Origin of the sequence: Paenibacillus sp. YN15 (assembly GCF_003285005.1) — a bacterium.
Lineage (GTDB): Bacteria > Bacillota > Bacilli > Paenibacillales > NBRC-103111 > Paenibacillus_AR.
Genome location: NZ_QMFA01000026.1, coordinates 25318 through 51576 on the forward strand (window position 1 = coordinate 25318; position 26259 = coordinate 51576).

At 57.5% G+C, this 26259-nt stretch carries 23 protein-coding genes and 1 pseudogene; 10 read left to right on the top strand and 14 right to left on the bottom strand.

The window, feature by feature from the left end; all coding sequences use genetic code 11:
* The first annotated feature begins 232 nt into the window (after positions 1-232).
* The 9 genes from murQ to DQG13_RS19330 all read left to right on the top strand — a co-directional run bounded on the left by murQ (position 233) and on the right by DQG13_RS19330 (position 10567).
* Positions 233-1156, top strand: a complete 924-nt coding sequence (murQ, locus tag DQG13_RS19290; RefSeq protein ID WP_113021426.1) for an N-acetylmuramic acid 6-phosphate etherase — start codon at positions 233-235, stop codon at positions 1154-1156.
* 147 nt (positions 1157-1303) lie between these two features.
* A complete protein-coding gene (locus tag DQG13_RS19295; RefSeq protein WP_113021427.1) occupies positions 1304-2764 on the top strand; it encodes an ABC transporter substrate-binding protein in 1461 nt (486 codons plus the stop codon).
* A 122-nt stretch (positions 2765-2886) separates the two neighbouring features.
* A complete protein-coding gene (locus tag DQG13_RS19300; RefSeq protein ID WP_113021428.1) occupies positions 2887-3807 on the top strand; it encodes a carbohydrate ABC transporter permease in 921 nt (306 codons plus the stop codon).
* Between the two features lie 16 nt (positions 3808-3823).
* Positions 3824-4684 carry a carbohydrate ABC transporter permease gene (locus tag DQG13_RS19305; RefSeq protein ID WP_113021429.1) on the top strand — a complete coding sequence of 287 codons (861 nt, stop codon included), beginning with the start codon at positions 3824-3826 and terminating at the stop codon, positions 4682-4684.
* The gene (locus tag DQG13_RS19310; protein WP_258525765.1) at positions 4681-6096 is read left to right on the top strand and encodes an anhydro-N-acetylmuramic acid kinase; all 1416 of its coding nucleotides are present in this window, start codon (positions 4681-4683) and stop codon (positions 6094-6096) included. Before DQG13_RS19305 ends, DQG13_RS19310 begins: the two co-directional genes overlap by 4 nt.
* A gap of 489 nt (positions 6097-6585) precedes the next feature.
* Positions 6586-7722, top strand: a complete 1137-nt coding sequence (locus DQG13_RS19315; protein ID WP_258525766.1) for a GNAT family N-acetyltransferase — start codon at positions 6586-6588, stop codon at positions 7720-7722.
* A complete protein-coding gene (locus DQG13_RS19320) occupies positions 7719-8438 on the top strand; it encodes a PIG-L deacetylase family protein (protein WP_113021430.1) in 720 nt (239 codons plus the stop codon). The genes DQG13_RS19315 and DQG13_RS19320 overlap by 4 nt, the downstream gene beginning before the upstream one ends.
* Position 8439: 1 nt before the next feature.
* Positions 8440-9588 carry an exo-beta-N-acetylmuramidase NamZ family protein gene (locus DQG13_RS19325; protein ID WP_113021431.1) on the top strand — a complete coding sequence of 383 codons (1149 nt, stop codon included), beginning with the start codon at positions 8440-8442 and terminating at the stop codon, positions 9586-9588.
* A gap of 4 nt (positions 9589-9592) precedes the next feature.
* Positions 9593-10567 carry an N-acetylglucosamine kinase gene (locus tag DQG13_RS19330; RefSeq protein WP_113021432.1) on the top strand — a complete coding sequence of 325 codons (975 nt, stop codon included), beginning with the start codon at positions 9593-9595 and terminating at the stop codon, positions 10565-10567.
* Between the two features lie 171 nt (positions 10568-10738).
* On the opposite strand, the gene DQG13_RS19335 is transcribed toward DQG13_RS19330, so the two are convergent.
* The gene (locus DQG13_RS19335; protein ID WP_113021485.1) at positions 10739-11623 is read right to left on the bottom strand and encodes a DUF1186 domain-containing protein; all 885 of its coding nucleotides are present in this window, start codon (positions 11621-11623) and stop codon (positions 10739-10741) included.
* 135 nt (positions 11624-11758) lie between these two features.
* Positions 11759-12751 (bottom strand): ketoacyl-ACP synthase III, encoded by a 993-nt coding sequence (locus tag DQG13_RS19340; protein WP_113021433.1) that lies wholly within the window; start codon positions 12749-12751, stop codon positions 11759-11761.
* Between the two features lie 247 nt (positions 12752-12998).
* On the opposite strand from DQG13_RS19340, the gene DQG13_RS19345 reads away from it, so the two are divergent.
* The gene (locus DQG13_RS19345; RefSeq protein WP_113021434.1) at positions 12999-14138 is read left to right on the top strand and encodes a PdaC/SigV domain-containing protein; all 1140 of its coding nucleotides are present in this window, start codon (positions 12999-13001) and stop codon (positions 14136-14138) included.
* A gap of 249 nt (positions 14139-14387) precedes the next feature.
* On the opposite strand, the pseudogene tnpA reads toward DQG13_RS19345, so the two are convergent.
* From tnpA to DQG13_RS19400, 12 genes and pseudogenes are all read right to left on the bottom strand, one after another.
* Positions 14388-14759: pseudogene (gene tnpA / locus DQG13_RS19350) on the bottom strand (IS200/IS605 family transposase); the annotation flags it as partial.
* Positions 14760-14940: 181 nt separating this feature from the next.
* Positions 14941-15111 carry an SMODS domain-containing nucleotidyltransferase gene (locus DQG13_RS30865; RefSeq protein ID WP_181592848.1) on the bottom strand — a complete coding sequence of 57 codons (171 nt, stop codon included), beginning with the start codon at positions 15109-15111 and terminating at the stop codon, positions 14941-14943.
* Positions 15112-15124: 13 nt separating this feature from the next.
* On the bottom strand, positions 15125-15859 hold the full coding sequence (locus DQG13_RS19355) for a PmeII family type II restriction endonuclease (RefSeq protein ID WP_181592849.1): 735 nt from the start codon (positions 15857-15859) through the stop codon (positions 15125-15127).
* Positions 15849-17039 carry a DNA cytosine methyltransferase gene (locus DQG13_RS19360; protein ID WP_258525767.1) on the bottom strand — a complete coding sequence of 397 codons (1191 nt, stop codon included), beginning with the start codon at positions 17037-17039 and terminating at the stop codon, positions 15849-15851. The genes DQG13_RS19355 and DQG13_RS19360 overlap by 11 nt, the downstream gene beginning before the upstream one ends.
* Before the next feature lie 17 nt (positions 17040-17056).
* A complete protein-coding gene (locus DQG13_RS19365) occupies positions 17057-17371 on the bottom strand; it encodes a helix-turn-helix domain-containing protein (RefSeq protein WP_258525768.1) in 315 nt (104 codons plus the stop codon).
* A gap of 186 nt (positions 17372-17557) precedes the next feature.
* Positions 17558-17953 (bottom strand): hypothetical protein, encoded by a 396-nt coding sequence (locus DQG13_RS19370; protein ID WP_113021437.1) that lies wholly within the window; start codon positions 17951-17953, stop codon positions 17558-17560.
* Between the two features lie 501 nt (positions 17954-18454).
* Complete coding sequence (guaA, locus tag DQG13_RS19375) at positions 18455-19993, bottom strand: glutamine-hydrolyzing GMP synthase (RefSeq protein ID WP_113021438.1); 1539 nt, start codon at positions 19991-19993, stop codon at positions 18455-18457.
* Between the two features lie 124 nt (positions 19994-20117).
* Positions 20118-20615 (bottom strand): hypothetical protein, encoded by a 498-nt coding sequence (locus DQG13_RS30565; RefSeq protein ID WP_146767174.1) that lies wholly within the window; start codon positions 20613-20615, stop codon positions 20118-20120.
* A gap of 56 nt (positions 20616-20671) precedes the next feature.
* Complete coding sequence (locus DQG13_RS19385; protein WP_113021440.1) at positions 20672-21184, bottom strand: hypothetical protein; 513 nt, start codon at positions 21182-21184, stop codon at positions 20672-20674.
* 114 nt (positions 21185-21298) lie between these two features.
* On the bottom strand, positions 21299-23998 hold the full coding sequence (locus DQG13_RS19390; protein ID WP_113021441.1) for a DUF4129 domain-containing transglutaminase family protein: 2700 nt from the start codon (positions 23996-23998) through the stop codon (positions 21299-21301).
* Positions 23976-25193, bottom strand: coding sequence for a DUF58 domain-containing protein (locus tag DQG13_RS19395; RefSeq protein ID WP_181592850.1), 1218 nt, complete (start codon positions 25191-25193; stop codon positions 23976-23978). Before DQG13_RS19395 ends, DQG13_RS19390 begins: the two co-directional genes overlap by 23 nt.
* Positions 25194-25206: 13 nt before the next feature.
* A complete protein-coding gene (locus DQG13_RS19400; protein WP_113021443.1) occupies positions 25207-26190 on the bottom strand; it encodes an AAA family ATPase in 984 nt (327 codons plus the stop codon).
* Positions 26191-26259 lie beyond the last annotated feature (69 nt).

Consider the following 26259-nt stretch of genomic DNA (forward strand, 5'->3'; position numbering starts at 1 on the left):
AAAGGAAATCCAGCTTCGCAAGCATCCGCTATGCTGAAAACTAGGGCGTGTCTGATAACTCCGAGGGGAGCAGATTTTGCAGAATTTTCGTTCCAGGCAAGGCACTTTCGTGAAGGCGTACCGGAGGTACGTCAAGCGGAAGTAACGCAGCATGGGGCGAAAAGGCGGTGAAGGCTGCCCTCAAGCGGGTTTTCAGACACGGCCTAACACACAACCAGGTAGGAGAATGCGCATGAATGAATATTTGGCGGGCCTAACGACGGAGAAGATCAATCCGGCAACCCGGACCATTGACGAATGCACAACGGAAGAGATGCTGGCGCTTCTGAACCGGGAGGATGCCAAGGTGCCGGCGGCAGTGGCGGAGGAAATTCCCCGCATTGCGCAAGCCGTGGACATGATCCACAGCCGTCTGGAGAACGGCGGCAGATTATTTTACATCGGAGCAGGAACCTCGGGGCGGCTGGGGGTGCTGGACGCTTCCGAATGCCCCCCTACCTTCGGCGTGGAGCCGGAGCTGATCCAGGGGCATATCGCCGGAGGAGATACCGCCCTCCGCACAGCGGTGGAGGGCTTCGAGGATCTGGCCGAGGAGGGCATCGCCCTCGTGGAACGCTGCGGCGTCACCGCCCAAGATGCAGTGGTGGGCATCTCCGCCAGCGGCAGCGCCGCCTTCGTCATCGCCGCCTTGAAAAAGGCGGGAGAGCTGGGCGCCGCCACCATCGGCGTCGTCAACAATCAAGGCTCCAGGCTGGCAGAGGTTTGCCAGGTCACCATCGCTCCGGTGGTGGGGCCGGAGGTGATCATGGGCTCCACCCGGCTGAAGTCCGGCTCAGCCCAGAAGCTGGTGCTCAATATGCTCACCACCAGCGTCATGGTCAAGCTTGGCAAAACCTATGACAACCTCATGGTGGATCTGAAGGCCACCAACGCCAAGCTCCGGGACCGGGCGGTGCGGATCATTACCGCCGCCTGCGGAGCCGGGGAGGCGGAAGCGGCCAAAGCGCTGGCCGAAGCCGAAGGCAGCTGCAAGCTGGCCATCCTGATGCTGGCGGCGGGGCTGGACGCCGCAGCCGGACAGCAGCTTCTGGCTGAAACCAAAGGGATGCTGAAGCAGGCCATCCGCAAGCACCAGGGCAGCGACACCGCCCAATAGAGAAAGCAGCTTTTTCCGGCCGCAGGAAGTTTCGCTGTAAGAACCGGCATCCGCTGCACCGCCGCATCTCCCGGCAGCCCCCATTGGGCTCCAGCAGGAAGTTCTGATTTATCCCATACTTTTAACCATTAAAGGAGGAAGCAAGGTATGATTACAAAAAGAAAGTCCATCCCCCTCATGTTAGCCGCCGTTTTATCCCTGGCGCCCCTGGCCGCCTGTTCCGGCGGTAAGGAAAACGCCTCTTCTCCCGCTCCAGCCGCATCTGCCGGAGGCTCTCCCGCCGCAACCGCCGCCGCTTCCGGCGAGAAGGACACCATCACCGCCCTGCTTCCCCCGGTTTCGGCCAACTTCCAGAAGAAATTCGAGCAGATGGCCAAGGATTTCAACACCCTTTACCCCAATCTGACTCTGAAAATCGAACCGGCCAGCTGGGAGGATATGACCCAGAAGCTGGACACCCAGGTCAACGCGGGCAGCCCGCCGGACATTGCCTTTATCGGCTCCGACGGCATCTCCAAGTATGTGCAGCAAGGCATGCTCATGGATATTACGGACCTGGCCGACGCCAGCATGGTATCCGACTTTGATCCGGTGCCTCTGGAATATATGAAGAACGGCAAGAGCCTTTACGGCTTCCCCGCTTACATGGAGGCCCATGCCATCGGCGGCAACCGGGAGTTTCTGGAGGCGGCAGGCATCGACTGGAAAAAAGTGCAGCAATCCGGCTGGACCTATGAAGAGTTCCGCGAGGCCATCAAGAAGGGCGTCGTGAAGGACGGCAGCGCCACCAAGCGCTACGGCTTCGTATTCGCCACCTCGGGCGTGGCCTCCAAGGACTATCTGGGCATTCTGGTGAAAAACGCCGGCATGCCCTCCCCCTTCACCAAGGATCTGAAATACGCCTATACCAGCAAAAACTACCTGGGCGTCCTGAAGGCCGTCCGTGAAATGATCGACGACGGCTCCATGCCCAAGGAGCTGGGCTCCATCGATGCCGGCAAACGCTGGAACATGTTCCTGACCGGCCAAACCATGATTACCGGCAAGGGTCTGGCCACCTTTGAAAACTCCGCCAAAACCAACAATGCCAAGATCGACGCCAAGGACGGCAGCGCCGTCAAGGACAGCATCAAGGTGGATTACATCGTGCTGCCGGTGCCCAGCTTCCTGGGCCAGCCCGCGGTTTCCAGCACTGTCGTAGACGGCTATGTCACCTTCCGCGGCAAAAAAGAGCCCACCGCCGAGCATAAAGCCAACGTGGTAAAAGCCGCCTACTTCCTGGCCAGCGGCAAGGTAGCCGCCGAAACCAACAGCGAGCTGTTCGTGGCCCAAATCAGCAAAACCGCCGCCGAAGCCGCCAAGAGCATCACCATCACCCGCAGCCCGGAGAACGAAGCCGCCGTTAAGGTCCTGCTCTCCCACGCCGCTCCCGCCCGTCCGGACATTCCGGTAGAGCTGGGCGCCAAGGCCACCAAGCTGGAGAATGAGGTGATCATTCCCAAGATGCAGGCTTTGTTGGCCGGGGAAATCACGCCGGAAGACATGCACAAGGCGATTACCGAAGCGGCTGTCAAGGCCTTCGGAGACACCGGCGTCGTCAAGGATTAATCCGCCCGCGGGCAGAGCGCCCCGCTTCGCGCATCCGGACCGTTTGCCTCGCAGGCGGTCCGGCGCAGGGGCCTCTCCCCGGCTTTTTTGACCAGCTTCATGAAAGAGAAGGGAGTTTCGCCATGGCCGTGTCCACATCCAACGAACGTGCAGCCAAACCGGCGGGAAGACGGAGGAAGCACACCGATAATGTTCCCGGTTATGTCTTCATTGCCGTCGCCCTGGTGGTGTACGCGCTGTTTACCGCCTATCCGGTCATCAAGGCCTTTATCATCAGCTTTCAGGATTACAAGCCGCTGGGCTCCACCTATATCGGATTCGAAAACTATGCGGCGACCTTCGAAAGCTCCCTGTTCTGGAAGTCCATCCGCAACACCATCATGTACACTCTGTTGACCGTGCCTTTCAATTTATTCCTTTCCTTCATCATTGCCATCATGATCCTGCCTCTGCGCAAGAAGGTGCAGAATGTCTTCAAGGGCATCTACTACCTGCCCACTGTTGCCTCGGGCGTAGCCCTGTCCGTAGTCTGGCTGTGGATTTATGATCCGCTGCCTGCAGGGATTTTCAACAGACTCATCAGCTTCTTCGGCATCTCCAACCAGAACTGGCTGGGCGCAAGCTCCACCGCCATGCTGGCCCTGGTCATGATGAGCTGGCTGTCCAGCCACGGCTCGGCGATTATTATTTTCCTGGCGGCGCTTATCGGCATTGACAACAGCTATTATGAAGCGGCAGACCTGGACGGGGCCACTTTCCTGCAAAAGCTGCGGCATATTGTGGTTCCTTTTGTAAAACCCACTATCCTGTTCCTGCTGGTTACGGCGGTGATCGGATCATTCCAGGTGTTCCAGAACGCCTACCTGATGACAGGGGGCGGCCCCAACCATTCCACTACCATGGTCGGTCTCCTGATTTTTGACAATGCCTTCAAATACTTCGAATTCGGCCGCGCCGCCGCCCAATCCCTGGTGTTGGCCGCCGTTATCGCGCTGGTGTCCCTGATCCAGTTCAAATTCCTGGGCAAAGAGATCGAATACTAGAGGGGAGGAGCCCACCGTGGCCTTATACAACAATCATATCGGCAATCCCAAAGTTCGCGTGGCCCGCAATGGCGTCTTAAGCTTCTTCCTTCTGGTATTTGCTTTGGCGACGCTGTTTCCCATCTACTTCATGCTGATCTCCTCCCTGGGCGATCCGGTGGAGGCAGGTGCGGTGAATTACTCTCTTTTACCCGGTAAAATTACGTTGGATTCCTTCGTCTTCTTCTTCCAGTACAGCAAATATTCGTACCGCTGGATACTCAATTCCCTGGTTGTGGCGGGAAGCATTACGGTGACCAACGTGCTGTTTGCCACTATGGCGGGGTATGCCTTTTCCAAGGTGCGGTTTAAGGGGCGGGCGCTCTTGTTCACCATTCTTCTGGCGGCCATGATGATTCCCTATCAGGTGACCCAGGTGCCCTTGTACATTCTGGTGGTAAACATGTTCCAAATGGAAAATACCTACACCGCTCTCATCCTGCCCAGCCTGGTTACGGTGTACAACATCTTCCTGGCCAAGCAGTTTATGGGCAGCATTCCCAATGAAATCATCGAGTCCGCCAAGGTGGAGGGGGCCAGCCAGTTCATGATTTTCTTCAGGGTGATTGTGCCGCTTTCGAAGACGGTCATGGCGGTGATTGCCATTCTGACCTTTATGGACAGTTGGAATACGTTCTTCTGGCCGCTTCTGGTGACGAAGACCATGGATATGCAAACCATTCAGGTGGGGCTAAAAAATTTCCGCTTCGCCAACACCACCTACTTCTCGCCCATGATGGCGGGGGCGACTATCTCCGCGCTGCCCATGTTCATCCTGTTCTTCAGCCTGCAGCGCTACTTCCTGGAGGGCGTCACCGTCGGCGCGGTGAAGGGATGAGGAGGCGCAGGGAACAGGCTGCAGCTGAAAAGTGGAGAAGCAGGCGGGCTGAAGCAGGACAAGGAAACGGGCATACCAGGGAAGGGAACACTGCGGAGCGGGCGGCAGAGAACTGCGGCAGGCGCTACGCCATCGGGCTCATGTCCGGCACCTCCGTGGACGGCATCGATGCCGCGCTGGTGGAGATCGCGGGCCGTCCGGGGGAGGACTGCCACCGGACTGGCGGCAGCGACGGCGGCAATGCTGGCGACAGGGGCAGCGACGATGACAGCTGTATAGGCGATGACACCGACAGAGGCAGAGGCGGCAGCAGGAGTGCAGAGGAAGGCGAGCCTGGGGATGAAGGACTGTCCGTCCGGCTCCTGGCCTTCCTCAACCTGCCCTATCCGGAGGAAACCCGGGAAGCTATCTTCCGCCTCTTCGATCCCCGGCAGGCTACCGTGGATCGGGTAGGCGAAATGAATGTGGGGCTGGGCAGGCTTTATGCGGAGGCTGCTTTGGCCGTAGCGGCGGAGGCGGGGATTTCCCCGGAAGCGGTCAGCGTCATCGGCTCCCATGGACAGACCATCTGGCACGCGCCGGAGCAGGGATATACCGTCCAGATCGGGGAAGGCTCCGTCATCGCCGAGCTGACCGGCATTCCCTGCGTCTCCGACTTCCGCCCCGCTGATTTGGCCGCGGGAGGCCAGGGCGCACCCTTGGTGCCGTATACGGAATACCTGCTGTACCGCAATCCGGCAGAAACCCTGCTGCTGCAAAATATCGGGGGCATCGGCAACATTACCGTCATTCCCGCGGGAGCGGACAGCAGCCGGGTTTTCGCCTTCGACACCGGTCCCGGCAATATGCTCATCGACGGCGTGATGCGCTGTCTCAGAGGCGGACGGATCGGGATGGATGAAGGCGGGCGAATGGCTGCCTCCGGCCGTTGCTGCGCGGAGCTGCTGAAGCGGCTCCAGGCGGAGGCGTATTACCGCCTGCCGCCGCCCAAATCCACAGGCCGCGAGCTGTTCGGCGACGGCTATGTGGAGCGGCTGATGGGCTGGCGGGAGGAGCTTGAAGTAAGCGGCGCCGATCTGGCTGCCACGGTGACGCGGCTCACCGCCTGGTCCATCGGCGACGCTTACCGGCGCTTCATCCGGGACCGCCATCCGGCAGACCGGATGATCGTGGGCGGCGGAGGCAGCTACAATCCGACGCTGCTCCGGGAGCTGCGGGAGGAGCTGGCTCCTGTGCCGGTGGTTACCCAGGAGGAAATCGGCCTGAACAGCGACGCCAAGGAGGCGGTGGCCTTCGCTTTGCTTGCGGACTGCACCCGGGCCGGGCTGCCCGGCAGCCTCCCGGCAGTGACGGGCGCGCGCCACCCGGCGGTGCTGGGCAAGCTGTCCCTGCCCTATCGGCAGCGGCCGTAGGGGCTGAGCCGGCTGATGCGGAACACCCGGCTGGGCTGCCGCGCTGCCCGATTCCACTGCGGAACTCCCGGCTGAGCTGCCGTGCCGCCCGATTCTCTCTGCGTAACTCCCGGCTGAGCGCCTCGCTGCCCTATTCTGCTGCGGAACTCCAGGCTGAGCTGCCGTGCTGCCCTACTCTGCTGCTGGACATCCGGTTATCCGGACCGGGGAGCCGCTATTTTCCCAAAATAGGCACTTTTGCCGATTTCGCGGACACACGTTCCGTTATCTCCTCCCCACTCCGCCCAAACCGGCTCTTTACCGGCAAATAACGGCTCCTCTGTCCGCTCAGTTGAAAAAGCGCCGTTTCGGGGGCCGATAACGGATTCTGTGTCCGTTTAGGCCCGTTCGGACAGCAGGAATTGAAAATGCCAAGCGTACGCATCACATTTTCGTATAAATCCGCCGCCGCCAAAGCCGTATCTTTTCAAAAAGAAAGGATGCCATCCTATGCTTAAGCTTACACTTAGCAGTTGGCAAGATCATGCCCTGGAGTCAACAGTGGCCCTATGGAACCGCGCCGCAGTAAAAGACGGCTACAAGGAGATGACCGCCTCCTCCTTCCGCTCGATCATCCTGCAAAACCCTTACTTTGACCCGGCCTGCACCTTTCTCTTGCTGGAAACCGCGGCGGCTGCAGGGACGGAGGCACAGGAGGAGACAAAAGCGGAAGCGGGAGAGATAACACCCGATTGGAGCATAGCGGGGGACAAGACGAGTGAGGGTTTTGCCAGCAACAGCGCCTCCTCCGCCTCCCCCACTGTCCGCGGCTTCGCCTGCGGAGTAACCGGCGGGGACCTGCCCTTGGGGGCCGATGCCGGGTACCTGACCATTCTGCTGCTGGATGAAGACATTGCTGACGATCACCACTATTCCGTCTTGCTGGACGTTGTGGAGCAGCGCTTCCGCGACCTGGGCAAGAAGCAGGCGGAGGCGCTGTTTTTCAATCCCATGCGGCTGCCTTGGCTCATTCCCGAAACTCCCGGCCATGAGCACAACAATGCCCCGGGCATTCCCGTGGACAGCGCGCTGCACCGTTTTCTCCTGAAGCAGGGGTATGCGGAGCGGTCCCGGCAGAACGGCATGTATCTGGATTTGGCCGGATTCACCATTCCGACCGACATCCAAGAGAAGGAAAACCAGGCAGCCAGGCTGGGCTACCGTGTAGAATGGTTCGACGGGAAGCGGCACACCGGGCTCAAGGAGCTGCTTGCCGCCCTGGGCAACCCCGCCTGGGAAAAAGAAATAAGCCGGTGCGCAGACGAGGGAATCCCCTTCCTGGTGGCGGCCCATTTGGACAGGGCGGCAGGTTTTGCCGGACCGGTCATAAGGGAACCAAGCGGGCGGGGGTATTTTGCCGGAATCGGCGTGAATCCGGAAGATGAAGGAAAGGGCTTGGGCTCCATTCTCTTCTTCCGGCTATGCGAAGCCTTCCGGGGGATCGGAACGGAGTACATGTCCCTGTTTACCGGGGAAACCAACCCTGCCCTGAAGATTTACCATAAAGCCGGGTTCCGCACGGTCAAGCAGTTTGGCGTGCTGCGGAAGGACTTAGACAAACGAGCAAAGGAGCTGCATCAGTCATGACGCAATCTCAATCCCAATCACAACCGCAAACCATTCTGGCCATCGGCGGCCACGTGGGAGATATGGAGCTGACCGCCGGAGGGGTGCTGGCCAGCCACGCCCTGAAGGGCGACCGGATTGTTACGCTGGCGCTGACCGCCGGGGAACGCGGTGTTCCAGCCGGGCAGGAAATGGCGGATTACCGGGCCCAGAAGGTCCGGGAGGCGGAGGCGTTTGCCGCCAAGCTGAACGGGGAAGCCATTGTTTTGGACTATGCCGACGGGGAACTGCCGGACAACATGGAGGTGCGGCTTCAGGTCTGCGACATCATCCGCCGTGTCCGTCCCTCCATTCTCATCACCCATTTCAAAAACAGCATGCACAAGGATCATAGCACCACCCACCGGATTGTGAACGATGCCCGTTTCTTTGCCGGGCTGGCCTCCTTCCAGCGTGAGTTGCCCGCCGCCTTCGCCGGAAAGCTGTATTATGCGGAAAATTGGGAGGACGCCGTAGGCTACCGGCCTTATGTATATGTGGATTTTTCCCCGGAGGCTTATGATCTGTGGGTAGAGGCGGTGTCCCTGCATTGGTTCGTGACCGGAAGCAAATCCTTCCCCTATCTGGAATACTACAAGCATTTGGCCAGAGTCCGGGGCATTGAGGCCCGCAAGCAATATGCGGAAACCTTCATGATCCCGGAGGAAGCCCTTCGGCTGCGGCAAGGGGAGCTATAGCATGGTGCAATGCGGCGTGGAAACTCTGCAGGAGCGGCAGCATCTGCTGAAGGGCAAACGGCTGGGCCTGATCACCTCGCCCACCGGCTTGACCCGGGACTTCGTTTCGACGGTGGATCTGCTGCATGAGCAGTTCCATCTGGCGGCGCTGTTTTCCCCCGAGCATGGGGTGCGGGGAGACCAGGAGGCGGGAGGACTGGTGGAAAACTACCGGGATGCGCGGACCGGAGTTCCCGTCTACAGCCTGTACCGACAGGACTCCAAACGGCTGATCCCGGAGATGCTGGAGCAGGTGGATATGGTGGTCTATGATATTCAAGACGCAGGGGCCCGCTTCTACACCTTCATCTATACCATGCTGTATGCGCTGGAGGACTGCGCCAAGGCCGGCAAAGCCTTCATGGTGCTGGACCGGCCCAATCCGCTGGGCGGCGCCGTAGTGGAGGGCAACCGCCTCAAGGCCCCTTTCCGCTCCTTCGTGGGCAATTATCCCGGCCTCGCCATCCGCTACGGCTTGACCACCGGAGAGCTGGCACTGATGGCCAACGACCAATTAAAGCTCAATGCGGAGCTGCATGTGGTCCAAATGAAGGGCTGGTCCCGGAGCATGCTGTTTCCCGACACGGAACAGCTGTGGGTGCCGCCGTCCATGGGGCTGCCGCGCTTCGGGACAGCGCTGCTCTATCCGGGCACCTGTCTCATCGAGGGCACCAATCTGTCCGAGGGCAGAGGCACTCCCCTGCCCTTCGAGCTGATCGGCGCGCCTTACCTGGACGCAGACCGGCTGGCCTCGGAGATGAACCGGCTCTCGCTGCCGGGAGTCCGGTTCCGGCCCGCACATTTTAAACCAGCTGCCTCCAAGCACCAAGGAGAGCTGTGCCACGGCGTACAGCTTCATATTACTGACCTGCGGACCCTGCGGCCTGTGGAAACGGGCATCCGGCTCATCGACACCCTGCGGCGGAATTGGGAGGAGTTTGCCTTCCTGCCGCCTGTCCGGGAGGGCGGCCGTCCCTTTATGGATCTTCTCTGGGGAGACAGTGTGCTGCGGGAAGGAGCTTTCCGGGTGGAGGAGTTGCTGGACCAGCTTCGGGAGGAAAGTGCAGCTTTTGCCGGGGAAAAGAGCATTTACCATTTGTATAAAGGGTGAGGGCATGAGGACCAACCAGGAAAACAGCCGCTTGGGGAAAAATCTACTACCGGGCTTTGTGGCAGGCATGGATGGAGGAGGCACCAAAACCACCGTAACGGTTATGGATGCGCAGGGGAATACAGTCCATGAGTTTACCGCCGGCGGCATCAACTACAATGGGCGGAAAGAAACCGAGGTGGAGCAGGCGCTCCATGGCATCTGCGCGGAGTTGGCCGCCAACTGCGGGAGCCTGGGGCAAATCCGGCACATGGTGATCGGTGCGGCAGGCGTCAGCAACCCGGCTATACCGGGAAGGCTCACCGCCGCTGTCCGCAGCAATGGCTACGAAGGACCCTTGCGCATTATCGGCGACCACGAAGCCGCCCTCCACGGCGCCTTCGGCGGCGGTCCGGGGCTGCTCCTCATCGCCGGAACCGGCTCTGTCTCTTTCGGCCGCAACGCTGCCGGAGAAACAGGCCGGGCCGGAGGCTTCGGCCACCTCATCGATGATGGAGGCAGCGCCTACAGCATCGGCCGCGGCCTGCTTGCCGCAGCGGTCCGGGCCTGGGACGGCCGGGAGCCGCCCACGGTCATCAGCCGCCTGCTCCGGGAGCGGCAGCAGCTCTCCGGGCCGGGAGAAATTGTCGGCTTCGCCTATGACCCGGCTACAGGCAAAAAAGACATTGCCGCCCTGGCCCCCCTTCTGGAGGAGGCCTGCATGTTAGGCGACCAAGCCGCTCTCCGGCTTGCTTCGGAGAGCGCCGCCGCGCTGGTGGAGCTGGTTGCGGCCCTGGCGGCCCGCCTGGCGATGCGGTCGGGGCCGCTGGCCCTGTCGGGCAGCGTGCTGCTGCGCAACCCGTATGTGCGCGCAGCCTTCGACCGGCAGCTGGCGGAAGCACTGCCGCAGATGCACATTGTGCCGCCCCGCCTCCATGCCGCGGCGGGCGCTGCCGCCTTGGCCCTGGAGCTGGCGGCGGGAGCGGCGCGGCAGGGCTGATGCCCGGCCCCCGCTCTGGCCTGGTGCGAGTCTTGATCTGCCGCCTGGCCAGGCGGGCCTTCCCGGCCTTCCTGCCGCTGCCCACTCGGCCTCTCTGTCTGAGGATAGGCTGTCTCCCTTTTCCAGCCGTTTAGCCGCTTATGCCCCCAGCCGGCCGATATCCGCAGCTGGCTATTTGCCGCAGCATTTTTTATGTTTTTTCCCGCTGCCGCAGGGGCAAGGATCGTTGCGGCCTATTTTCGGCGGGCTTACCACAGGGACCGGTTTCATACGGCTAGTGCCAAACAAATCCGAAAAGGGTTGATCGGAGGAGATTTCTTGAAAGCAAGCCCAATGCTCTAGCTCTTCAATAGTGTCCAGAATAAGCCGGTAGTTGATATCCTGCCTGCTTTCCTCCAGCACCTCGTCCATAGAACGGCTTAATTCGGCCTCCACGTTCTTAAGACCAATCAAAAATTGATCTACGGCATCCTTCTCAAAGGCAGCCCGGATGACAGCGGCATTTTCTGCCGGATGCAAATCCCTGCAGCAGCGCACCACAAACGCATTGAAGGTATAATCCTCCGCGTTCAGCTTGTCCCCGGTTAACAAACTGCCCAAATATTCAACCGTCCCGCCCCGTTCAAGCTCTCCGCACAGCACCAGAGACACCAAGGCCACCAGACCTTGCTCCCGGGCGTATACATCCGCGCCGGTATTCTCGGCCAGTTGATGCAGGCCTTGCACATCTCCATTGAAAACGGAGGCCAGCATCCTCCCCGCGCCTTCCGTTACCGTATCTCCCAGCGCAAAGTCAAGGGTTTCCGACGGCAGCTGCAGGATCTGAAGCAGATCGGGAAAAAGCGCCTTTTCCCGGAATTGTGCCAGCAGGTACAACGCGTACAGCAAATCGATGCGGCTCTCCTCCGCATTATACGCCTCCGGTTCACGGAGGAACTCCTTCACAATCTCCAATAAATGCGGAACGGCCTCTTCCCTTCGCTCGATAATTTGCAGAAGCTGATCCTTGGGAAAGCGGCGGTTATTATATTTTACGGATTCCAAAAGCTGTTTCATGGCTCATTCTCCTCCAGACTAGCAGTCCATTTTGCTCAAAGACCGGTTAATTCTGTTTATACCTTGGCATTGCCAGAATAGTCAAGCCCCTCCGAAACACTCGGATCAGCCGTCTTGGATCAGGCCCTATTGCTTTCATTGCCCCGGGGCACCCCACCGCAGCGCCAAACCGGCATAAGTCAGCCCTCCGCCAAAGCCCAGCAGCGCCAGCCTTTGCCCCTGCTTCAGCCTGCCCTCGTCCAAAGCAAGCTGCAAGGCCAGCGGAATGGAGGCCGCTGAGGTGTTTCCCCGAAATTCCACACTGGTCAATGTGCGCTCCATAGGGACAGGGCCACGTTCGCAAATCGCCTCGATCATCCGCAAATTGGCGCTGTGGGGAACGAACCAATCCACCTCCTCTGCCTCCCACCCGGCTTTCTCCAGAAGCGCCCTCAGCTGTTCCGGCACCGTCCGCACCGCCCACTTATAGACCTCTCTGCCGTTTTGCACCAGGCAGCCGCCGCCCAGCAGGGGAACTCCCATCAGCTCGGAGGACAGCCCGCTGCCGTAAACATGGATGCCCCCCTCCCCGAAGGTGCCGGATAAAGCAGCAGCAAACTCGCCTTCCCCCTCCGTCCGCTCCACCAGAACGGCACCCGCGCCATCCCCAAACAGGATGCAGGTAGAGCGGTCCGTATAGTCGGTGATTTTGGACAAGGCTTCCGCGCCAATCACCAGCACCTTGCGGTACATGCCGCCGCTCACCATTCCGTCGGCAAGCTGCAGCCCATACACAAACCCGGCGCATGCGGCATTGATATCCAGCGCCCCGGCATGGGGAATGCCAAGCTCCGCCTGCACCCGGGAGGCTGTGCTGGGGCAGGTATAATCCGGTGTGCTGGTGGCTACCAGAATCATATCCGCATCCTCCACCGCAGCCCCATAACGGCGGACCAAATCCTCCACTGCCCGAACGGCCAGCTCGGAGGAATATTCCCCCTCTGCGGCAATCCGCCGCTCTCTCATCCCCGTGCGCTGCACAATCCATTCATCGTTGGTATCCACCATTTTTTCCAGATCGGCATTGCTTAGAATCCGCTCCGGCACATACGCTCCCAAAGCCGTTATTTTCGATTTGGATTGAAGCATGGTTATGATCCCTCCCCAAGTTGCCCCTCATAAGAGCTATTGTGATTATTATAGCACTTAGTATTAGAACTTGGTACTAATTCCGGATTCTAATTCTAATCCCAATTCTATTTCCGACCGAATCGACAAATCCGTTTTAACCTTTTTAAACCATTTTCCGCATCCTGCCGTCTATTTTTATGATTGACCCTGGAGAAAAAGCGGGTATATATTCATCATCTCTGACACAAAAAGGAGCTGAAGCTTTATGAAACCTAATCCCAACCAGACTGCCGCCGTCTCCGTCCCCCGTTTGGCACCGAGCGCCAGACGGTTTATCACATTGCCTCTTGCCGCCGTTTTGCTGGCGGGTACTACCCTGCTCCCCGTAGCCGTTCCGGCTGCGCAAGCCGAAGCCTCCGGTTATGCCGCAGAAGCCCAACAGCAAGCGGAGCAGACCACGTTATTCAAATCCTTCATAATGGAGATAAACGGGCAGCAAGAATCTGTACCCGGCGCTGTTTCCCCTGACGGCGGAACAACTTATGTAGCCATCCGCACGCTTAGCGAAAAGCTGGGGCTGGAGGTAGCCTGGGACCCTCAGAATGAAGCCTCCACAGTGAGCGGCCGCAACGTCACCCTTGTCACCAAAGTAAGTAATCCGGAGCCCTATACCATCAATGGACAAAAGCTATACGGAGCCGAGCCGCTGCTGGTAGATGGCACCACCTATCTCCCGGCCTTATTTTTCCTGGATACCTTTGGTTATACCGCTGTCACCGATGAAGCAACCGGCGTAACTGCAATTACAGCTTTGCCCGTAAATGCGCTGACCATCACCACCGGAATCCTCGACGAAACCACCGACAAGCTGGAGTTCAAGCTTCAGTATCCGCAGATTGCCGGGTTGGCCGACAAGGCGGTCCAGGATAAAATAAACGGCACCATCCAGACGGAGATAACCCGGCTGGCCGAAGCAGCGCGCAAGGATCTGGAGCAGGCCGGCGACAGCGAAAGAACCATACCCAACGGCTACACCGTCTATTATTTCGTCAAGCAGAACAGCGGCGGCAAGCTCAGCCTTTACCTGCAATCCTACCTCTATACCGGCGGGGCCCACGGCATGCCGGGGCGGGTTCCGCTGACCTTTGACCTGACGACTGGAGATACGCTGACGCTGCAGCAAGCAGCCGGGAATAACCCGGATTACGCCGCCATTATTAACATGATTGTCAAGGAGGAATTTGCCACGCGGGAGATGGTCCTGGCACCCTTTGAATCCATCTCCGCGGATCAGCCGTACTTTCTGCAGAATAACGACATTGTCGTCTACTTCGAGCCTTACGAATATACGGCCTATGCCGCCGGCTTCCCAGAATTTGCAATCCCGGCGAGCCAGTTCGAATAACCTCCCCCGGGTAAAAGCTAAAGCCCCTGTCCAATGGATGCAGGGGTTTTACTTTGAGACACGTCAGCCCATTTTCCAATCCGCTCCAGTCACAGGATCACCCGTTCAACGGGTGGCTTGATATCGCTCCCCTGTAAGGGGCATGGTACTGGCTGCGCCTAAAGGCGCGGTTTCGCCAGCCCTGATCACTGGCTACCCCTGAAAGGGTTACTTCTCTGCCTTGTCTTCGATGATATCCGCTTCTTCCTACTTCTGGATATGCTCTCGAATCACATCTTTATTGACACCGACCGTACTTACGAAATATCCCCTTGCCCACAGATGTCTCCCGCTCCCTTGCTTCATTTGTGGGAAGCGGTCAAACACCATCAGGACACTTTTGCCTTTGAGGTACCCCATAAATTCGGACACACTCAGTTTCGGAGGGATCTTCACGTACATATGTACATGGTCTGCACTGATGCTCCCTTTTACCAACTCTACATTCTTGTACTCACATAATGTCCTCAGAATTTCCACGACTTCTTTCCTGATCTCCTTATAAAAGATTTTTCGGCGTTGTTTCGGGATGAATATGATATGATAACTACAATCCCACCGGGTTCGGGCTAGACTGCTATCCCCATGGGTACCGTCCCCCTTTGCTTACGAATGTGGCTGGCGAAACCACTTCTCAGTATAGCAAACGGAGACTTTTTTTCATCACCCCTCACGGCTCTTCCTGTTCAGTTCTCCCAAGCATAGCCTGGGGCTTAATATTTGAGTAATTGACTTTCTTTTTGTAATTGACTATCACTTGTGCTTATAGCTGTCCTCGTCCATAAGAGCCAACAAGCAAGCTATGTTGTGTTTCACTTTGAACATTCCAAAAATCACGGTTAATAGTGCTCGTAACCGTGCGATAACGTAACGCCAATAAATCTCTTGTGTCTTGTGGAATCACTTCCCCGTGTTTTTCAACATGATGAATCATGGCAAAGTACTCCTTATCTCCCCGAATTAAACTCTACAAGCTTTTCCCAATCAATGCTGCCATCTTCAAGGCAAAATTCATTGGTGAACTCTTTTACAAGCCGATTAGACGCCTTTTGATACGCCTGCTCAAAATCCTCAGCATACTTTTCCGGCAGCTTGTCCATAAACCGAATCAGTTTTACATAGAACTGGTCATCGCCCGTAAGCTCATACCATAATTGCTGTCCCGCCCATTCCGTATAGAATTTCGGCAAGCCCCTGCCCGTAGACTTCTTCTTGCCGTAACTGTACCCGATAATAGGCACAAACCGTTTCTTTGCCTGTTGCGCCAATTTTCCAGCAGCCATAAAATTTTGCTCTTGCTTTTTCTTGCTGTCGGCATTGAATACGCTCGGTCCGGATTTCACCGCAACCGCATAAATCGTATCGCCGCGCTCTGCCATAACATCAACACCCTCGGCAAGTGCCTTTTGCCCTTGCCCTGCGGCGGTGGCAATCGGCTCAAAAAACACATTACCAAAAACCGTTTCCTCGGAAGAAGAAATAAATGCGGCTAAAATCGCCTCAACAATCTGCGCCGCGCCGTTCATTGCCTTTGCGCGGAAAAGATACGGATTTTTCCGGCGCATGATATTTCTGATATTGATATTATCCACCTTAGAAATCAAGGTCGTGTAAAAATTATCCAATGCTGTTGCGATTGCAGAAACAACCGCTTCCTCGCTGTATGATTCATTAATTGGCATTTGCATACCCTCCCAATACCATTGCTTGCTTGATTTTATTGTGTACATCTGTACCGCGAACCCGTTTTGTCTTTATTTCTGCGGTTTCGTCCGCAACGGATAAAATCGCTTGTCCAAGTGCCTTTGCCAAACCCACAGGTACAGCGTTCCCTATTTGGCGGTATTTTGCCGCAACCGTTCCTGTAAATCGCCAGTTATCGGGGAATTGCTGAATCCTTGCGTATTCCCTTACTGATAAGGGACGATTCTGCGTAGGGTGGCAAAGCATGGAAGCTTTCTGTATCGGTGAAGTCACAAGCGTGGGAGCTGGCTGGCTATAAGATAAACGCCGATAGAATCCAACCTTGCCGCCGCCGGATTGATATGCGCCGCCCATTGCCTGTTCAACCAAATCAAGCGGCAAATCGCGCCAATTACCGCCTTGCGGAATTAACTCTAACAAGCGTGTGCGCTCTGCACCGAAACTGGCACATTCCCCGGTTTCATTCTCCAAATCCCCAATAGCCTCTTTTAATGTTATCCATTGATACTGCCTATCTTGATGGAATTGAAAGTGTGTGGGAATTGGTAGGAAAATTTCCTCGCTATCCCGGCTGCCTATAAGGACAAATCTCTCACGAAACTGCGGAACGCCATAATTCACAGCATCTAAAATTCCATAAACAGTTTTATATCCAAGGCGTTTAAACTCTCCCAAAACAACATCTAAAACCGTTCCCAATCTTTCCTCATCGGTGATTTTATCGTTGCTCCTGTCCGCATGAGGAATATGCTTTAACGGTGCGGACATCAATCCCTTTACATTTTCCATGATAAAAAAACGAGGGCGTATGTAATCAATCATACGGATAAAATCCATAAATAAGCTGCCGCGCGGATCGTTAATTCCTAACCGTTTTCCCGCAGTAGAAAACGGCTGGCAAGGTGGGCCGCCGCAAACTAAAAACGGTTCGCCTATGGAAAGTCCTGCGGCGTTCAGCATATCCTCCGGTGCGATATTGCGAATATCGCCGCCGATTACCTTATGACCATTTGCTTGCATGGTGTCCAAACAAGCCATATCAAAATCCTGCCCGATTTTCACATTCAGTCCAGCATTTTGTAATCCGATGTCTAAGCCCATCGCGCCTGAAAAAAAGGAAATGACATCTCTATTTTTGTAGTATTGCTTGTAAGTCACAGCCCTCACCACCTTTGCTAAATCGAATCGCCACTTGATAAAACAAACTCCCGCTTAAATTTCGCGTGTACAGCGTCAGCAATAATTTCTAATTCTTCAATAGTAAAGCTGTCCCTTTTCATCTTTGAATTTAATGCTTGTGGGGTTTTTCCAATTCTGCGCGCTAACTCAGCAACGCTGATATTTGAACGCACACACAATATTTTTATCTGTTCTGAAACTGTCATACGCACCACCTCGTTCAAATAAAAACTCACATTGATAGTATAAATGATTTTTTTGATGAAGCCAAGATAGTCCCTCTCAAATATTTGAAGGGGACTATCTTTCATAATATAATCTCTTGACCTCACATGGCGTTTTACGCCTGTTCCTCCGCTTTTGCTCTGCTAATAATGCTTGTCTGTCTTTTCCTCGCCCAGCCACTTTCCGTACCCGTTCAGATTGCGGGATTGAAACGATTGCATTATATTCATCAAGCACCTTTGTGGCAAGTTCGCCGCTTTCGGTTTGAGCGTTCATCTCATCTTTGTTCCTGATTTGCAAAATGATTTCGTCAAACGGTTTTTCCTGTTTGCCGGAGCGTATTTTTCGTAATAATCATCAATCATGCGGTCACTTAGGGTCTGCTTGTCGTTGTGACGGCTGACCGCACTTTCAAACATTTCATTATAGACCTGCCGTATATTTTCGATGCAATAGGAACGGTTTATGCCGGAACGCTCAGGGGCTGTATTGGCGGCGTGGAATTGGCGGCTATTGTGGTTGACCGAGCCTTTTCCTACCATAACGCTGATTGTCCGTTGCAAAGTTTTCGCCCTCATTTCTTTTTCGAGTGGCATATCCGGCGCAAGCCAGGATTTTGTTGCTTTCGTCAAAAGTAACGCAAAAGCACTTTTGACACTCCGTATCAAAAACGCATTGCGCTCCTACGGGGTAGAAGGGGCTTTGCCCCGCCATCTGTGGACGGTTCCCCAATGCTCATTGCCCTTTGAAAAGGGCAGCCACATAACTTGCCTAAAGTGAGTTTTGCATAACACTTGATAAATCCAAAGGTACATCATATCCCTCCATGTTGATATGTTCAGCGCGTGGCACAACGAATCCGAAAAGTTGAAAAGCGGCGAAATCACGGAGGACGAATACAACGCTTGGCGATACAACTACCCAAAAAGCGAAGTCGAGCGGACAAAAGCCGCGCTTGACAAGATACGAGACGAAAAAGAAAATCTATCTGACAAATAACCCCTTTCAAAACAAACGCAAAAAACTCCCGTCTGAACTTAACGTTCAGACGGGAGTTTTCACTCTGTCAAAATTTACCACGGGATAAAAGTTAGTATCAAATCAGTATCAATGACCGATTAGACGCACCGAAAGCTCGCTTGTAGCAAGGTTTTACAGCTTTTGACTACTTACTCCCACTCAATGGTAGCCGGAGGCTTCGAGGTGATGTCGTAGACCACGCGGTTGACGTTTTCGACTTCGTTGACGATGCGTACGCTGATCTTCTCCAGCACGTCCCAGGGGATGCGGGCCCAATCGGCGGTCATACCGTCGATGGAGGTGACGGCGCGGATGCCGATGGTGTAGGAGTAGGTGCGTTCGTCGCCCATGACGCCTACGGACTTCATGTTGGGCAGCGCGGTGAAGTATTGCCAGATTTCCCGGTCCAAACCCGCCGCGGCGATCTCTTCCCGCAGGATGGCGTCGGATTCCCGCACAATGTGCAGCTTGTCCTCGGTAACCTCACCCAACACCCGGATGGCCAGACCCGGACCCGGGAACGGCTGGCGCCACACGATAGCCTTGGGCAGACCGCAGGCCTCGCCTACCTTGCGCACCTCATCCTTGAAGAGCTCCTTCAGGGGCTCCACCAGCTTGAACTTCATATCCTCCGGCAGCCCGCCCACGTTGTGGTGGGACTTGATGGTTTGGGCCGTAGCCGTGCCGCTTTCGATAATATCCGTATACAGGGTGCCTTGGGCCAAATAGGCGAAATCGTCAAACTGGGCGGACTCCTCCTCGAACACGCGGATAAACTCGTTGCCGATGATCTTCCGCTTCTTCTCCGGGTCGTCCACACCCGCCAGATTGCCCAGGAACCGCTCCCTGGCGTCAATCTTCACAACCTTCATATCGAACTTGCCGACAAAGGTTTCCATGACGCTTTCCGCCTCATCCTTGCGGAGCAGGCCGTGGTCAATGAACATACAGGTCAGTTGGTCGCCGATGGCCTTGTGGATCAGCATGGCGACTACGGAAGAGTCCACGCCGCCGGAGAGGGCGCACAGCACCTTTTCGCTGCCCACCTGCTCGCGGATGCTTTTTACCGTATCTTCGATAAAGGTTTCCATGCTCCAATTGCCATGGCAGCCGCAAATATTATAAAGGAAGTTATGAATCAGCTCATTGCCGTAAACGGAATGCACCACTTCGGGATGGAACTGCACGGCGTACATATTGCGCGCCGCGTGGCTCATGCCGGCCACCGGGGCATGTGCGGTAAAAGCATCAATGACGAAGCCCTCCGGAACCTGGGATACCATATCTCCGTGGCTCATCCAAACCGTCTGCTTCTGCTCCAGCCCTTGCGCCAGTCTGTTGCCGGCGGCGAATTCCACGTCGGCCTTGCCGTATTCCCGCTTGGCGGCCCGTTCCACCTTGCCGTTCAATTGGAATGCCATCAGCTGCATGCCATAGCAGATCCCCAGCACCGGAATGCCCAGATCGTAAATAGCCGGGTCCACATGAGGCGCTCCCTCCGCATATACGCTGGAAGGTCCTCCGGAGAATACAATGCCCTTGGGCGCCAGCGCCTTGAGCCTGTCCAGCGAAACATTGTACGGCAGCAGCTCGCTGTACACTCCCAAATCCCGGATACGTCTTGCAATCAACTGGTTGTATTGGCCGCCAAAGTCCAGCACGACAACGATTTCATTCGGCTTCATCATTTACCTGCGCTTTCCAGGACGCCCGTCCAACACGGCAGCGCCCACATATTTGATGCCTAATATTCTAAACGTTCCATAGCAAGCTTGTAAAGGGGCTGTCCGCTGCAAAATAAGGGCAATTTGCTTATCTTGCCCCCGTCCGGAAAAACCATCTGCCCAGCCACCTGGCCATGGGCACCTCCTCATTGTCCAATTGCCGGCCGCGCTCCAGCCACATTTGGAAAGCATACAATATAATGGAGAAAATGGTTTGCAGTGCAAACAGGCCGGTATGGTTCATTCCGGTCAGTTGGTAAAAGCCTGCTTTTTCAAAGATATACACGCTGATCACATACGCTTGCAGAGCATCGATAACCAAATTGAACCCGAATAAATCCATGGATTGGGGTAGGTCCAATAAAAGGAGATCAACGCCCCCACCGGCAGAAAACCATATACGAAGGCGGATATGTGCGTGAAATAAAAGATATTGCTGGTCACCGACCACCAGTTCAGACTCACCGCCATTTGGAAAAGAATTGTGGAAATCAGGCAGGACAGAAGCGCAACAGGAATAAACCGCCGTTTCCGTTCCGGCTCCAAAAACACTAGCAGCAGCCAAGGCGGCAAAAATAAAAGCCATGCAAGCCATGTAGACACGTTGCACCTCACCTCTCTATTCTATTCGTATGCAATGCCTTACCTGGCCTTTTGCCGGAAATTCAGGCTGCGGAACCACCTTTCCAGCGGGGCCTCGGTGTCATAGGACATGCCGTGCTCATACCATTTCTGATAAAAATATATAGCGGCGGCAACCGCCGTCTGCAAAAGATACACCTCGAAATAGCTCATGGTTCCCATTTCGTACAAGCCTGCTTTTTCCAGCACATACGGAGCGAAAATGAAGCATTGAAACGCATCAAGGATGAGGTTCGCGCCAAAGTAAAGCCATGGGTTGGGGAAGGTCAGGTAAAATACGAACAGCGCAACCACAGGCATTAAGCCAAACACAAAGGAGGAGATATTGGTAAAGAAAAGGGTGCTTTCCTTAACTCTCCACCAATCCAGCTTTTCAGATATTTCGTAACAAATCACAGCCAGCACAATAACCAGAAAGGTGCCGGACATAAACCGCCTTTTCCGCTCCGGCTTAAGAAAGGCCAGCAGCAGCCAAGGGGGCAAAAACAGAATCCAATCAAGCAGCATTGCCATATATGACCACCCTTTTATCAAGATAGAGGCTCTCCATATTGATTTTCTCCAAAATGTAGAAACGCTATCCTCCGCCATGGGCGAAAGGATAGCGTTTTACCCAGGGAATCGTTTCTAGTTGGAGACGGGAGGCTCCATTCCCGGCTGTCCGGAAACCGGATGCTTCGTTGCGGAAGCAGCGCCGGGCGGTCCGAAGAATGTGCGCCACAGCCGCTCCAGCCTTCTGCCGCTGATCCAGGCGGGGCCTTCGCGGGAAAATTGCATTTTCTCCGCCAGATCCGTCAGCTCGCAGAGCGCATCGGCCTGTCCCGGAGCGCGCCGGCCTGTTTCCATGGCATATTCCCGCAGGGTCTGACCGGGCAACGGGGAGCCGTAAAGCTGAAAAACCCGCTGCCACAGCCGCTCCACTAACCGCTGCCCGATCTCGCCCCCCTTCCGCCCGCGGGAGCGGAAGCGCAGGCTGAACATGAGCCGGAGCAGATGGCGGCGGCGGAATATCCCATATATCGCCGGTGCGGCGGCCATTGTGAGGAGAGCAGCGGTGGGGCTATGCTTTTGCAGGGTGTTCAGCGCCTGGCTGCTCCAGCGGGAGGCCGGCTCCCCAACGGCTTGGGTAAGCTGCCTGAAGCTATTCTCCAAACGGGACAAGAGGCTGCTGTCCGGTCCATTCGGCGACTTTGCTTGTGCTCCCGCTTCATTATCCGCAAGAGCCAACGCCGGAGCGGCAGAGGAATCTGCCAGCCGGAATCCGGCGAAACCCGGAGTGGGGTCCATGGCTACCCAGCCTGCGCCGGGAACATACAGCTCCACCCAGGAGTGGGCGTTCCGGGTGCTGACGGCAATGGTCTGGACAGCGCTGTTTTCGTCCGGGGTCGCTTCCCCCGGGGCAAAGCCCTTGACCCAGCGGGCAGGAACCCCGGAGGCCCGAAGCAGAACCGCCAGCGAGGTGGAGAAGTAGTCGCAATATCCTCCCGCCGAGCCGAACAGGAAGGCGTCCACAAAATCCTGGCCCTTGGCCGGCATAGCCACCTCTGTCAGGCTGTAGCGGTAGTGCTCCCGGAGATAGGCTTGCAGCAGAACCGCTTTGGCGTAAGGCGTTGCTCCCGGGGAGGAGACGGCAAGGGCCAGCTCTCTGACCCGCTCCGGGAGCTTGTCGGGAAGCTGCAGATAAGCGGCGGCAATCCCCGGGGGAATGTCTCCTGCCGCATTCATCAGCTCCGCTTCGGAATAACCGTTAAGCGTGGCCTTAAAACGGGCATAACCCAGCTGCTTGCCGGAGGAAAGAAATTCATACTTGCCGGAGCGTTCATCCCGGGACACGCTGTTGGCAGAGACCAGACTGCCGTCGGCAGCATACAGGGCTTCCACCTGTTCGATTATTCCTCCGGCAAACAGCAGATTCATCTCCTGCCGCCCGCTGTAAAGCAGCTCCTGGGTAACGGTGAGTGCGGCGGAGCTTGCCGGTTGCCCATCCGCAGCTTCGCCGGCGCTGCCGGAGCGGCTGCTCCAGCCGGTGCCGTCATAATAGTCCTTGCTCTCTCCCCGCCAATAGGTGCTGATGGGAGAACGGGCGGCAAACACCGGCTCATCCCGCAATTCCAGCGGTCCGCCCAACCGGTAATCGCCGCTGTTGTAGCCGGTGACGCCGCCCCCGCCGGCGAAGACGGTTCTGGCATCCGCGCCGCTTTCTCCGCGGTCGGACCACAAGGATACAAGGGTTTGCGCCCATTTGTTCAAATATCCTGCATCCAGCGGGCGTAAAGCGTCCTTTTGCCCGCTGCTGCCGATCCATGCCGCCAGAAACAGAGCCAGGGTCAGCGTAAGAGCCAAACTGTATGCCCAGGGGGGTACATACAGATTCCCTTTGCGGTCGTAGGCGATTCGCACCGGGCTGCCCGGCGAAGGCGGAGCGGCCTGGCTTGCCGCCGAACCTGCCGGGGAAGCCGCCGGGCTTGCCTGATTTGGCGCAGTCTCTGAAGCGTCCGGGTTTGCCGGGGGCGGCGGCGCCATGCCGGACAGCCGGTTAATCGGCGCCGTCCGGGTTAATTCCGGCCTGCCTGCTGTGCCGATCCGGTCCAGATTCAGCATGGCCAACAAAGCCAGCCCCGCCGCACCGGAGGCCATCAGCTCCCCAGTTGTGTCCGTCCCTGGCCAAAGCTGCAGCCCGGCCAGATATGCCCATGTGACGGCCAACAGCCACAATGCCCTTCTGCTGTGCAGAAGCAGGGCCTGCACCACCCCCGCCAGCACCATCCAGCCTGCCAGAAAGATCAGGGTCCGGTGCTCCCCGCTGATGGCTGCGGCATTTCCGGAGAGAAAAGCCTCCGCATCCCGGCTCAGCACACCGCCATACTGCCGGAGCCAGCCGGGAAGGAAGGATGCGCTTCCGCCGCCTTCATAGAAAATCCAGCCCGCCGCCAGCCAGGCGGCCAGTCCCTTCAAGGGCACACTTGCCCAGGCGGAAATATTGGCCACATCCAGAAGCACACAGATGCCCACTGCCGCAAGCAGCGGCCACAGCTTATCCGGCTCCGTCCAGCCGGAGAGCATGGCAATGGGCTTGATCCACGCCCACAGCAGCACCAGGAACAGCAAGCCTGCCGCCCACCGGGTAGCGGGCAAGGCCGGGGGCGGCCCGTGGTCCGCCACGGCCGCAGGCGCAGCGGGGGCAGCGGATGCCGACGGGGCTGAAGAGGCCGACGAGGCTGCATCCGGCTCCGGGCTTGCAAAACCGCCTCCGCTATAGGAACCGCCGGATGCCGCCACGCCACGCCGCCGGAGCCGCAAAGCTTCAAGCTCCTTCCGATTCGGCATGAAGCCTCACCGTCCTCTCTATGCGGGCTTCGCGGATTTGATGCACCCGGCAGCCCGCCGACTCCAGCCGCCGCTTCTGCTCCAGCTCCCGTTCTCCCGCCAAACGGGCTCCCAGCAGATGATAGACGAATACCTGCCGGCCTCCCTGGCAGAGCTGGGCCAAAGCCCGCTCCACCGCAAAATCTATGACCGGCGTCACGGCCACCACCGCATCGTCTCTGCCCCCTGGACGGCTGCCGCAGTCCATCAGCAGCTCGGCGAAGGACTGCTCCCCGCCGGTCTCCAGCACGGCAAGCAGGCGCAGCGCCGGCAGGCCGTTGTCCGGCAGATGGGGCGGCAGCCGGATGGGCTGCTTGCCGTTGCAGGCCAAACCCGCCATGGCCCGGATGTCCCCCGCCGCCTGGAGAATCCCCGCCGCCCAGCGGATGGCCTGCTCGAACAGCTCAGGCCGTCCTTGATACGCGGACGCGCTCCCGTCCAGCATAACCTGGAACCGCCGCTCCAGGGCAGGCTCGTCCACCCGCGTCATCAGCCCGTCCCGGCGGGCGGTGGATTTCCAGTGAACCCGGTGCAGCGGATCGCCGTTTTCATACGGGCGGACCCCATGCCCGGGGATGGAAGGCCGGAAGGGAGAGGCCCCTTCCGTTTCATCGCCGCCTGCCCCCTTGGGAAGGCCAACGGGCAGAACGGCCCTTCCCTCCGGCAGCACCGTAAAACCCCCGGAGCCGGGAAGAAGGCGTCTTTTTTGGACAAGCCCCCAGCAATCCCCTGCCAGCAGCTCCGTTCCCGTATAGCGGTAGCTTCCCCGTTCCAAGCCGGAAATCCGGTAGCGTACAGTAAAGCGCCCCCTCCACCCGGGATACACCCGCTTCCGCACCGTATACAGCTGCCCGTCCGCCTCCCGGACGAAGCGGTCGGCCACGGACATCCACAGCACGGGCAAAAGGGACATATGCCGGATTTTCAGCTCCACCGTCAGCTCGTCCCGGGGAAACAGGGTCTGGTTGTCTCCGCTGCGGACAACCTCCGCCTTCATTAAGCTAAACAAAAAGACGGACAGGGACACCGCTCCCGCCCCTGTCAGCAGCCAGGCCAAAAACCAGGCCGCCTGCCCGCCCCGCAGCGCGGCCAGAGCGGCAGCGCCTGCGGCCAACAGCAAAAAAAACGCCAGCCGGTATAGGCTGCGGATCATCATGCCCCTCACGCCCCTACGAACCCGGCGCATAGCGCAGACCCGGCACCGGCACCTCGGCAATCGCCTGCCGGAGGATCAGCTCGGAGACGCGTCCGGCCATGCGGGCTTCCTGGGTGAGGAGAATCCGGTGGGCCAGCACCGGCTCCAGCATATCCTTGATATCGTCGGGCACCACATAGCTGCGGCCCTTGCGGTAGGCCGTGCCCTGGGCAGCCAGCATCAGCGCCAGCACCGCCCTGGGACTTGCCCCCAGCACGGCATCCTTGTGCTTGCGGGTGGCTGCGGCCAGCTCCACCATATATTCCTTCAGCGATTCGTCCACATGGACATGGCGCACCTGGCGCTGGAGCACCTGCAGCTCCTCCACCATCAGCACCGGCTTCAGGGTGTCCAAGGGCGAGGTCTCCTGCATCCGGCCCATCATTTCCACCTCATGCCCGCGGTCGGGATACCCCAGCCGAATACGCATGAAGAACCGGTCCAGCTGCGCCTCCGGCAGCTGGTAGGTGCCTGCATGGTCCAGCGGATTCTGGGTGGCCAGAATCAGGAAGGGGCGGGGCAGGGGGTAGGTTTCCCCATCCACGGTAACATGCCGCTCCTCCATGGCCTCCAGCAGTGCGGCTTGGGTTTTGGGGGAGGTGCGGTTCAGCTCATCGGCCAAGACAATGTTGGTAAAAAGCGGGCCGGGTCGGAACTGAAACGCCGACAGTCCCCTGTTGTAGACAGACACGCCCGTTACATCCGAGGGCAGGAGATCAGGGGTAAACTGGATGCGCCTGAAGCCGGCATCCACCGTTTTGGCCAGCGCTTTGACCAGGATGGTCTTGCCGACGCCGGGAACATCCTCCAGCAGCACATGGCCGCCGCACAACAGCGATGTCAAAACCAGCTCTACGGGACGGCGTTTGCCGACCATTACTTTTTCAATATTGGCGATCACACGCTCCAACTGCAGAAGCGGCTCCTCAAACGGCATGCTATGGGACAAGCTTGACATGAATAAAACCTCCAAATCCGGATTCTTGTATCTCTAGTTTTTCCGGATTCCTAGTGTTTTAGACATGCA

Excerpts from the sequence above, each read along its gene's own strand:
- DQG13_RS19395 (WP_181592850.1), bottom strand. The coding sequence starts at position 25,193 with ATGATGATCCGCAGCCTATACCGGCTGGCGTTTTTTTTGCTGTTGGCC.
- DQG13_RS19320 (WP_113021430.1), top strand. The coding sequence starts at position 7,719 with ATGACGCAATCTCAATCCCAATCACAACCGCAAACCATTCTGGCCATC.
- DQG13_RS19390 (WP_113021441.1), bottom strand. The coding sequence starts at position 23,998 with ATGCCGAATCGGAAGGAGCTTGAAGCTTTGCGGCTCCGGCGGCGTGGC.
- DQG13_RS19310 (WP_258525765.1), top strand. The coding sequence starts at position 4,681 with ATGAGGAGGCGCAGGGAACAGGCTGCAGCTGAAAAGTGGAGAAGCAGG.
- DQG13_RS19345 (WP_113021434.1), top strand. The coding sequence starts at position 12,999 with ATGAAACCTAATCCCAACCAGACTGCCGCCGTCTCCGTCCCCCGTTTG.
- DQG13_RS19355 (WP_181592849.1), bottom strand. The coding sequence starts at position 15,859 with ATGCCAATTAATGAATCATACAGCGAGGAAGCGGTTGTTTCTGCAATC.
- DQG13_RS19340 (WP_113021433.1), bottom strand. The coding sequence starts at position 12,751 with ATGCTTCAATCCAAATCGAAAATAACGGCTTTGGGAGCGTATGTGCCG.
- DQG13_RS19300 (WP_113021428.1), top strand. The coding sequence starts at position 2,887 with ATGGCCGTGTCCACATCCAACGAACGTGCAGCCAAACCGGCGGGAAGA.
- DQG13_RS19400 (WP_113021443.1), bottom strand. The coding sequence starts at position 26,190 with ATGTCAAGCTTGTCCCATAGCATGCCGTTTGAGGAGCCGCTTCTGCAG.
- murQ (WP_113021426.1), top strand. The coding sequence starts at position 233 with ATGAATGAATATTTGGCGGGCCTAACGACGGAGAAGATCAATCCGGCA.
- DQG13_RS30565 (WP_146767174.1), bottom strand. The coding sequence starts at position 20,615 with ATGGCTTTTATTTTTGCCGCCTTGGCTGCTGCTAGTGTTTTTGGAGCC.
- DQG13_RS19330 (WP_113021432.1), top strand. The coding sequence starts at position 9,593 with ATGAGGACCAACCAGGAAAACAGCCGCTTGGGGAAAAATCTACTACCG.
- DQG13_RS30865 (WP_181592848.1), bottom strand. The coding sequence starts at position 15,111 with ATGATTCATCATGTTGAAAAACACGGGGAAGTGATTCCACAAGACACA.
- guaA (WP_113021438.1), bottom strand. The coding sequence starts at position 19,993 with ATGATGAAGCCGAATGAAATCGTTGTCGTGCTGGACTTTGGCGGCCAA.
- DQG13_RS19295 (WP_113021427.1), top strand. The coding sequence starts at position 1,304 with ATGATTACAAAAAGAAAGTCCATCCCCCTCATGTTAGCCGCCGTTTTA.
- DQG13_RS19315 (WP_258525766.1), top strand. The coding sequence starts at position 6,586 with ATGCTTAAGCTTACACTTAGCAGTTGGCAAGATCATGCCCTGGAGTCA.
- DQG13_RS19335 (WP_113021485.1), bottom strand. The coding sequence starts at position 11,623 with ATGAAACAGCTTTTGGAATCCGTAAAATATAATAACCGCCGCTTTCCC.
- DQG13_RS19365 (WP_258525768.1), bottom strand. The coding sequence starts at position 17,371 with ATGAAAGATAGTCCCCTTCAAATATTTGAGAGGGACTATCTTGGCTTC.
- DQG13_RS19385 (WP_113021440.1), bottom strand. The coding sequence starts at position 21,184 with ATGGCAATGCTGCTTGATTGGATTCTGTTTTTGCCCCCTTGGCTGCTG.
- DQG13_RS19325 (WP_113021431.1), top strand. The coding sequence starts at position 8,440 with ATGGTGCAATGCGGCGTGGAAACTCTGCAGGAGCGGCAGCATCTGCTG.